The organism is Geomicrobium sp. JSM 1781026 (assembly GCF_041949955.1).
In the GTDB taxonomy this organism is placed as follows: Bacteria; Bacillota; Bacilli; order Bacillales; family Marinococcaceae; genus Geomicrobium_A.
The window spans coordinates 1-9,251 of sequence record NZ_JBHFQF010000022.1 but is presented as its reverse complement, the minus strand read 5'-3'; the positions used below and the strand labels follow the sequence as shown (position 1 = coordinate 9,251).

General features: G+C 45.7%; 7 protein-coding genes. 4 read left to right on the top strand and 3 right to left on the bottom strand.

Annotation, left to right across the window (positions count from 1 at the left end):
* Nucleotides 1-1,057 precede the first annotated feature (1,057 nt).
* The 3 genes from ACE1TF_RS20305 to ACE1TF_RS20295 are packed head-to-tail and all read right to left on the bottom strand — an operon-like array spanning nt 1,058 to nt 4,402.
* Entirely contained in the window at nt 1,058-2,275 is a 1,218-nt protein-coding gene (locus ACE1TF_RS20305) for a hypothetical protein (RefSeq protein WP_375019463.1), read from the bottom strand.
* Nucleotides 2,265-3,470: a DUF58 domain-containing protein gene (locus ACE1TF_RS20300; RefSeq protein ID WP_375019461.1), complete on the bottom strand. Its 1,206-nt coding sequence runs from the start codon at nt 3,468-3,470 to the stop codon at nt 2,265-2,267. The genes ACE1TF_RS20305 and ACE1TF_RS20300 overlap by 11 nt, the downstream gene beginning before the upstream one ends.
* The gene (locus ACE1TF_RS20295) at nt 3,467-4,402 is read right to left on the bottom strand and encodes an AAA family ATPase (RefSeq protein ID WP_375019459.1); all 936 of its coding nucleotides are present in this window, start codon (nt 4,400-4,402) and stop codon (nt 3,467-3,469) included. Before ACE1TF_RS20295 ends, ACE1TF_RS20300 begins: the two co-directional genes overlap by 4 nt.
* A gap of 138 nt (nt 4,403-4,540) precedes the next feature.
* Between ACE1TF_RS20295 and ACE1TF_RS20290 the strand changes: the two genes are divergently transcribed.
* The 4 genes from ACE1TF_RS20290 to ACE1TF_RS20275 form a co-directional block, all read left to right on the top strand.
* The gene (locus ACE1TF_RS20290) at nt 4,541-5,446 is read left to right on the top strand and encodes an aldo/keto reductase (protein ID WP_375019457.1); all 906 of its coding nucleotides are present in this window, start codon (nt 4,541-4,543) and stop codon (nt 5,444-5,446) included.
* Nucleotides 5,447-5,493: 47 nt separating this feature from the next.
* Nucleotides 5,494-6,789, top strand: coding sequence for an amidohydrolase (locus tag ACE1TF_RS20285; RefSeq protein ID WP_375019455.1), 1,296 nt, complete (start codon nt 5,494-5,496; stop codon nt 6,787-6,789).
* A gap of 102 nt (nt 6,790-6,891) precedes the next feature.
* Nucleotides 6,892-7,101, top strand: a complete 210-nt coding sequence (gene tatA, locus ACE1TF_RS20280; protein WP_042398315.1) for a twin-arginine translocase TatA/TatE family subunit — start codon at nt 6,892-6,894, stop codon at nt 7,099-7,101.
* Nucleotides 7,102-8,557: 1,456 nt separating this feature from the next.
* The coding region (locus ACE1TF_RS20275; RefSeq protein WP_375018892.1) for a transposase at nt 8,558-9,251 on the top strand (694 nt) is incomplete at its 3' end.

Here is a 9,251-nt window from a genome sequence, read left to right as displayed (position 1 = left end):
TTGAAAGATGCTCTCGATATTGTTGAGATACATGTTTTTTTCCCATAAGTTCTTCCACGCTCCTCTTGTATTCCTTTCATTATACAAGACGCTCATTATTGCGTGTCCACTTTTTATACTAACTCTACAATTGTCACAAATCCTCAGATAAGTGACAGTTCAGGTAGCAAAACCGGTGTTTGGTGCTGGCAAATGTCACAAAAAGGTTCCGACTGGTCACAAAAAGTCGTTTCAGTGACAATCGGAGTCGCTACGAGCATTATTTTCAGTACGGATGGTCACATAAATGAGCTCTTCTGTCCGTCTAGGAGCGCTCTCCGGACACAATTCCTCGCACCGCCCAAGTCTCTGTCCTTCTAACCCTGAGCAGCTCCGTATAGACGCAACAGACGCTAAGAAAATCCGAAAGACTAGCAACATGTCGGCGCCTCCGGCGCCGAAGCCAACCCCAGTCGCCTCGACTCGCTCGCTTTTTCTTCGGCACCACCGATGCCGACAGCAAGATAGTACTTCCAGCTTCTCATCTTGCGAATGCAAAGCCATGCTCGATCCGGGGTGGATCCTTGCCCTACGTAGCATGCACAAACCATCTGGTACAGATGCAAGTGCACGTTTTCGACATCGGAGTGCACGACTAAGGGCGCTCTCCGGACACAATTCCTCGCACCATACTGTTTCCGTCGATCTCAGCCGCCCTCCGCCCCATGCAATCGAAGAGAAGTATATATGAGAGTGCAGGGGCCGGGACACAAATCCTGAGATAAGTGACCGTTGCGCGCCGAATTTGCCCGGTTTGAGGGCTGGATTGTCACATACGTGACCGGCCATCACACGCTTGTGCCAGGTGGTGAGCACCGGTCACGACTTTTTACCTTTCGGCAAACGTTTTGCGTATTGCCCGCAACCTTTACAGTGACGAACAACAATCGGCAAACAGATGAATTCCAACAGACAATATACGGTAACCATTCACCCGCAAAGACCGATCTCGGTCATCGTTTCAGTGAATTTCTTTCGTTCAACTTAACTAGAAAACCCGGCCCTCTGCCCAGGTTTTCTAGTTTTTCAAATGTTCCTTAATTCGTTTCGTTTCTTTTTTAAACCAGTTAGTATCTTGATCATCAATCGTTCGGTGACCATAGCGGGCGCCTTCGTACACATCAACGTACGCTGTTAAGTCAAAGTCAGTGAGATTTTTCGTCACAATGAGCAGCCATTGATGAATGGTCTGCCTAGGGTCTCTTGGTACCTCTTTTTTCTTGGCGTACTGTTCCAATTTCTCGACTTCTTTTCGAATGAGTTGTTGTTTGTCTGGAGCGGAATAAAGGTTTTTAAATCGATTTGTTAATGTTTTTTGCAGTCCAGATGAAGCATTTTGGACGAGGTGGTTGTTTTGTGCGTAATCTTCATTTCCGCGGATCACTTTTCGTATGAAAATGACAGCCAACACGATACAAACGAGAAACGTGAGTGTCGCAAAGATCCAAGTGATGTCAAACAGTTCAGTTGGAACGTACGTTTCCTGTTCTTCAAGCGAACCTGCGCCCATCTCGATTTCTGCTTCAAGGGGAGGTTCCACATCTTCTGGCGCGATTAACGCAAACAGCATTCCAAATAGTTGGAAAATAGGTGTGACGATGAACGTTAGTAATGTGAGTATCCCTTCAATAATCATCGCTACCATTCGTTCGATAACCGATAAGTTGAAATAGATGACCGTTAAAATAAGCAATAGAGATCCGATGAGTCCACCTTGCCATACAATGAGTGTTTGGTTACTTTTGCCGTTATTTGCACTCATAAAAGATAACGTTAAATACGTGATTGCAGCTAATGTCATACTCGCTAAGTAAAAAAACAACTCCGTTACTGGAAGTGTTGCTCCGAAGCTTTGGAGAAAAGCGGCGACCATCACGTTCATCCCTATTAAAACAAGGAATCTCCCCACGAGTCGTTCAGATACCGAGAATGGTTGATGAGAAATAATTCGATACATCACGAGCAATTGTATAAGAAGTACTGGAATGAGTATGATTTGATACAGACCCCACCCAACGACAAATAGAAGGAGTAAAGCCCCAATAATGAAAAGTCTTTGCTTTTTTTTGGGCGTTTCTACAGCCCATACGAGAATGAATGAGCAAGTGAACACGAACAAAACGAGTTGGAGCAATGGAAAGCTCGGTGAAATGAGTGCATAGATCACATAGAATAATCCAAGTAATAGGTTCACTTCAATTCCAGTGTAGAAACCGAACATAATCTTACGAGCCATGATCTCTCCCCCTTTGTTCGAGTGGCGTATACGGGGATAAATAGGCGGTTTCTTTGTGCAGGTGCAAAATGCTCAGCGGTTGACCGTTTCTATGCAAGTGATGAAGCATCTCGTCAACCTCTTGGGTGCGCTCTCCAGCATGAATCCAATGAACGGGGCGTTCCCGCTGATAGATGAGATGTGAGAGCAGTTTCGTATAGGACGTTGTGAGTGTACGTCCCTTCGTCACAGAAGCTAACTGTTCGAGTAAATAGAGCAGCTGTTCATTACCCGTTCCTGCCTGCGTGTGCATGAACCGAAAACTGCCAAATGTCATGCGATTCATGGCAAGGCCAAAGGCCATGTCGTCTCCTAAAACTTCGTTAGCAATAAATGCGCTATGCTCTACGAGGGCATCTAAATCTTTAGAAAGTCCATAGTCGGAAGTGATATTAACGGTGAGAAGTACACTTTGATCGGTAATCGTTTCATATTGTTTCGTTTGAAGCTTTTGCATCTTTGCACTCGCTTTCCAATGAATATCTTTGAAATCATCCCCAAATTGATAATCACGAACGCTAACGGGCAACATGCGATCTTGAAACAGTGCAAAAGGTTTAGGGAAGTCTCCTTCAAATTGAGTGAGCGGCTTTTCCGTTTCAGCAACAGGGAGCAGCTTTGGAAAAACAAGTGCTTCTTGCTTGAGCGTATGGTAATAGCGAAGTTCCACATGCCCAAATCCTGCCCAATTCGGAATGTCAATGCGAATTGAACGAATGCGACCGATTCCCCGTTCAAAAGCAACAAAAGGAATATGGATTGTTTTTTCAGAGCGGTATCCTAACGTGATCCGAGTCCGAACCTCATGAATGCCTTCGCCAGAACTCGTTGTCTTCTCAACATCAATCGGATTGACATTGTTGTCAAATTGAATGATGAGTGTTGCTTGGTAAATGGGCAGACCGTCATTGCGAATCGTAAATTCAAATGCACCTTCATTGTCGATATGATACCGCCTTTTCTTTCCAGTCTCGGTGAGTGAAATTTGCGTACCAAGGCGTTTGAGTATTACGTTTGAGACACCTACCCATAACAGACCAAAAACGGAAAGCAATAACCATAAGGCTTCACCTTGAATTAAAGCGAAGACTAAAGATAGTGAAAAGGCTAGCGTAGCGATACCTGTGACACGCGAGCTCTCAACGGTTCGGTTCATGCTTCATTCGCCTCAACAGGGACTGGAACTTCTTGAAGAATATCTTTGAGAATTTGATCGGCCCCTTTTGTCATGTACCCCTCTGTGGATAAAAGAAGTCGGTGAGCGATGACATATGGAGCGGTGTCTTGTAGATCACTTGGGTGAACGTAACTTCGCTCGCGTAGAAAAGCCATCCCTTTTGCTGCTCGAAGCCAAGCGAGCGTTCCCCGAGGACTGATACCCACTTCAATAAGCGGGTGATTTCGTGTCTCTTGGGCGAGTGTCAAAAGGTACGTTTCAACATCTTGGTCGACAGTAATACGAGCGACTTGTTCTTGGAGAGAGAAGATCTCTTCTTTTGTTAATACGGGTTCTATCTCTTCTGTTGAAGGAGAGGCATGGGTATGTAAAATTGATCGTTCTTGTTCGACATCCGGGTATCTCATTGGGATTTTTAAGAAAAATCTGTCCAATTGAGCAGCAGGAAGTGCATACGTGCCTTGTTGAGATTCGACTGGGTTTTGCGTGGCAATAACGATAAAAGGCCCGTCGATCAGATGTGTTTCCCCGTCAATTGTCACTTGTCTCTCTTCCATGACTTCTAATAATGATGATTGTGTTTTCGGTGTGGCGCGGTTGATTTCATCAGCAAGGAGTACATTCGTAAATACAGGCCCTTTTTCTAATTGAAACTCTTGATGCTTCGGATGGAAAAAACGTAAGCCGGTAACGTCGCTCGGCAAAATGTCTGGTGTAAACTGAATGCGACTAAAAGACATATGTAGCGCAGAAGCAAACGTTTTTGCTAATAACGTTTTTCCTGTACCGGGCACACTCTCAAGCAACACATGCCCATGATTTAATAAGGCGATTGTCATCAACTCAATCACCCCATCTTGACCGATCACTTTTTTCTGAATGGTCTGCTGCAACTGTTCGTAAGTCTTCATTATGGGTCCCCCATTCTTTTAAATCACGACTATTGTCTATTTTGACAAAAAACTGTCAAAACAACAAGCGCAAATGTACGTATGAACCGAAGCGAAAACGGGTAAATGTGGACTAAGAACGTTGAAGGAGGAAAACATATGAAAATGCGTAGACTAGGGAAGTCAGATATTCATGTTAGTGAAATTGGCTTTGGAACGATGAGTCTTTCTGAAAATATAGAAGAAGCAAGGCTCGTCCTTGAAGCAGGTATAGAAAAAGGCATGAATTATGTGGACACCGCAGATCTGTATCAATTCGGAAAAAACGAGGAGATCGTCGGTGAAATCATCAAAGGCAGAAGAGAACAACTTGTGCTGGCGTCTAAAGGTGGCAATCATTGGCAAGAAGGGCGGGATGATTGGTACTGGGATCCCTCTAAGGCGTATATTAAAGAGGCGTGTAAAAACAGTTTGCGACGTTTAGGTACGGATTATCTTGATGTGTATCAATTGCACGGTGGAACGATTGATGATCCGATTGATGAGACGATTGAGGCGTTCCAAGAATTGAAGCAAGAAGGGTTCATTCGTGCGTTTGGCATTTCTTCGATTCGACCGAATGTCATAAAGGAATACGCGGATTCAGGGATGACGAGTGTCATGATGCAATACAACTTGTTGGACAGAAGACCTGAAGAATCGATGTTAGATTTTCTCCATCAAAATGACATCGGTGTCATCGTAAGAGGTCCGATCGCAAAAGGCATGTTAACAGAAAAGTCGGGAGTGAAGACGCCTGAAGAAGGTTTCTTAGATTATACAAAAGGTGAAGTGCAGTTTGCGGCGGATGCTCTGGCGGCAATGAGACACTTGGGCACACCCGCTCAACTGGCCATTCGTTATGTGCTTCATCACCCTGCTGTCTCATCGGTTACTGCGGGAGCAAGTTCAGTGGAGCAAGTGTTGGAGAATGTCGGAGCGATGGATTTACCTTCACTTACTGACGAAGAATATGAGAAGTTGCAACGAAGCTCACAAGCAATTGTTTATGAACAACACCGGTAATTTTTTTCGTGTTACGATGGAAGAAAACATGAAAGAACGGTGACAACATGAGATGTCATGAATGGGTCGAGCAAAATGAAGAGCGCTTCGTTAGTTGGAGGCGAGAATTCCACCGAGTTCCGGAAGTAGGCTGGACGGAGTTTGTTACGACCGCCAAAATTGTAGAGAAACTTGAAGGCAAAGGGTTCTTACTGCACATAGGAGAGGATGCCATCGCTGCAGATGAGCGTTTAGGTGTTCCCGACCAAGAAGAGTTGGACGAAGCGATGCTGCGTGCGAAAGAGTATGGCGTTCCAACTGCATTGCTCGACAAGATGAAAAACGGAACGACAGGTGTTGTTGCGCGTCTAGATACAGGACGAGCTGGGGCACATACGGTACTCCGCTTTGATATCGATGGACTGCCAATTACAGAGGCGACAGACGACAACCATCTACCGTTTAAAGAATCGTTTCAATCAACGATTGCGGGTAACATGCATGCGTGTGGTCACGACGGGCATACAGCGATCGGTTTAGCTGTTGCCCATTACATTTCTCATCACCAAGATGAGCTCACTGGAACCTTTACGTTGTTGTTCCAACCTGCGGAAGAAGGTAGTCGCGGGGCAAAAACGATGGCAGCTAAAGGTTGGCTCACTGGTGCAGACTATTTTCTATCCGGTCATATCGGCATTCAAGATGGAGAAATCGGCCAAATCGCGGCAACGACCACTGGTTTTCTAGCCACGACTAAATTTGATCTTGCGTTCACGGGCAAAGCTGCCCACGCTGGAGCATATCCCGAGACAGGTAAGAATGCAATGATTGCGGCATCGGCCTTCGTGCAAAATGCTCTTGCCATCCCAAGGCATAGCGATGGAACAACGCGCATTAATATCGGTACGTTAACGTCTGGAAGTGGTCGAAATGTCATTCCTGACCGAGCGGCCCTTCAAGGAGAAACACGAGGACAGACGGATAAGTTGGACACATATATGTTTGACGAAGTACAGCGCGTGGCAAAAGCCGCGGCATTAATGAGCGATGTAGAGGCCAATATAGAAGTAGTTGGTCATGGCATGACCGCAAGGTGCGATGACGTCTGGGTCAATCGGCTGACCGCAGCAACCGCGGCGAATCCGTTTGTGAATACAATTATACCGACCCTCCCTATTGGTGCATCAGAGGATGCTGCAGTACTCATGACAGACGTTCAAAATGCAGGTGGAGAGGCTACGTACATGATCTTTGGCACTCCACTGGCAGCAGGACATCACCACCCGTCATTTGACTATGATGAACGGGTATTGAGCACCGGAGTAGCCACGTATATCGATCTCATCTGTTCATTACATGAATAGCGTCACCCGTACAGCAAAGTTTTTCTTTGCTGTACATTTTTTTTTTGATAAAAAATGGGAAATTGGAGCAGTCTAACAACTAAGAAAGCAGGAGGTGAACATATGAGTCCATTTAACGTCGGAATCCCAAGTCTTATCTTGATTTCTCTGTTAGCTCTCTTAATTTTTGGACCCAAAAAACTGCCGGAGATTGGCGGGGCCTTTGGTAAAACCATTACTGAATTCAAAAAGTCCACAACTCAAATCTTCGAAGATACTCCGGCTGCTACTCCAAAAGAAGATACCTTGGATAAACCCGATCGTGAAGCTTAGTCATTTGCTTATGAAGTATCCTAAATAACCTTGCCAGTTGGCAAGGTTATTTACGTAGTTAGGGGCCTCTGCTCGCTGAAAACAACCATGTCTTGCCTGAGTGGCAGGAAGACTACGTTAAAAGCTTGTGTTGCGAGGGTAGTGTAAAGAATTATTTGGATATGTCTGGGGCACTCGGTTTTAGCGCATGAACACGACATACCGCAATTTAAAGGTCTATATACGTTGAGTACATGGGTTGCTGTGGTTTTAGCTACATCATCCCCCCGACTCCATGCGCTCGTCGTAAGAAATTCCACCGCCCTTTTCGGTCACACAACCAACAACATGTTCGTATGATTCATGGCGGAGATCGTTAGGCTTATCATCGACACCAGAGGTGCCGAAGGTTGCTAGAATAATGGTTTTAAGTTCAGTGTAGAAACGAGCGTTCATAGGTCGGCCATTGTCAGGTAAACTGCGGTGTTCTAAATGATCTAGATCGTCCAGTATCTGGTAAAATCATCGTTCGACCGGGATTTATATAAATTGAACTAAAGAACTTCTTCAACAACCAATCGTAAGCTTGGTAAAGTGAAAACTATGCTCGAGTTGCGACCGAACTGTTCTCAAGTTGGGGAAAATCGCAGGAAAAACGATATATTCTCATAAACTAGGGAACAGAATGAGCAAACTCGGTAACAGATCACAAGGTCAGGAGTACATCCCTGCCCCGAAGTACCCACGAGACGTCGGCGCGAGCCGCGCCGAACCGAGTCCGATTTGGCTTCGGCCCTGCTTGGACCGACAGGGTGCTCGCTTATGGGCATTGAATCTGCGCTCCAGTTCGAACAAACTGCGCGCAAGTTTAGCGAAATGAGCACCAAAATCGTTAAACTAGGCAAACTTGAGCGTAGAAAGTGTAAACTAGAGCGCAAAATGGCACCCAGCAACGCGCTTCCCCCCCAACCCAACAACCAACAGCGCAAATCAGGGAAATTTTAAGTCCATTCTATATAGATGAATTGAACTAAAGAATTTAATTGAATTCTATGATCGCGATTGGTCTATACGGGCAAACGCCTACCCATTGCTTGTTGAAGTTCATCTCGTTTCACTTCGACAACGTTCGCCACTGTAAGGGTTGCGGGCAACACGAAAAACGTTTGCCGAAGGGTAAAAAGTCGTGACCGAGGCTCACCACCTGGCACAAGTATGTGACAATCCAGCCCTCAAACCGGGCAATTTCCGCACGCAACTGTCACAAATCGCACGATTTGTGACAGTTGACACCGTTTATGTGCGCATTCACGTTTAAAATCATGATTTTTCTTTCTCAAGTGTCACTTGAACGAATTTCATAACTGCCTGTCTTAGCCTCCCAAGGTTTTCACGTCACGAAAAAAGGAGTACCTCCCCAAACAGTCGAATGAGTTAAGTGCTGACAAAACTCTAAAGACTGGAGGAAGACTCCCTTATGGCTATTATACGACAAGCGAGCCTGTTTGACCTGCAAGATTTATATGATTTAGAACCTCCCCATCGATTCGATGAGGTATTTTCGGCGATCAATATTGATTCGATCCTTTGGGTGGTGTCGAAAAAATCCCGGGAGGGTGCGCCTTTACAGCTCAACTACCCGGCCATGATTCATGCGCTTCTCATTCGAATTCTTGAGCGAATCCCAACGATTAAAGACTTGGTTCGCCGTTTGCGCCACGACGTGAAGTTCCAACTCGATTGTGGGTTTCTCGTCTCAGATGCCGTCCCTTCTGAAGCCTCGTTTTCACGTTTGGTCACGAAAATCCAACACGCGGAGGTGCTGGAATCCGTTCAATCCGATGTGCTTGTCCAAGCCTTTACGGAAGGGTTCATTACCGATGACACCGTCGCCATTGACGCCACTCATCTAAAAGCACGAGACTTAGCGCCCGTAAAGGAAGAGAAATCCGAGAACATGAAGGAGTCCCCTACAAAACAGGGCCGCAAAACCAAAGCCGATCCGGAAGCTTGCCGTCAAGCACAGGCAGAAAAAGAAGCGGCACTTTCGCTCTACGATAAGAAAATTGAAGATCAGCTGGACATCTCTGTTGATCTCTTACGGGCGGAGGTGCCGATGGATCCCAAGTGGGGCATTAAGAAAAACAGCGAAGGCAAGAATGTGTTTTGGT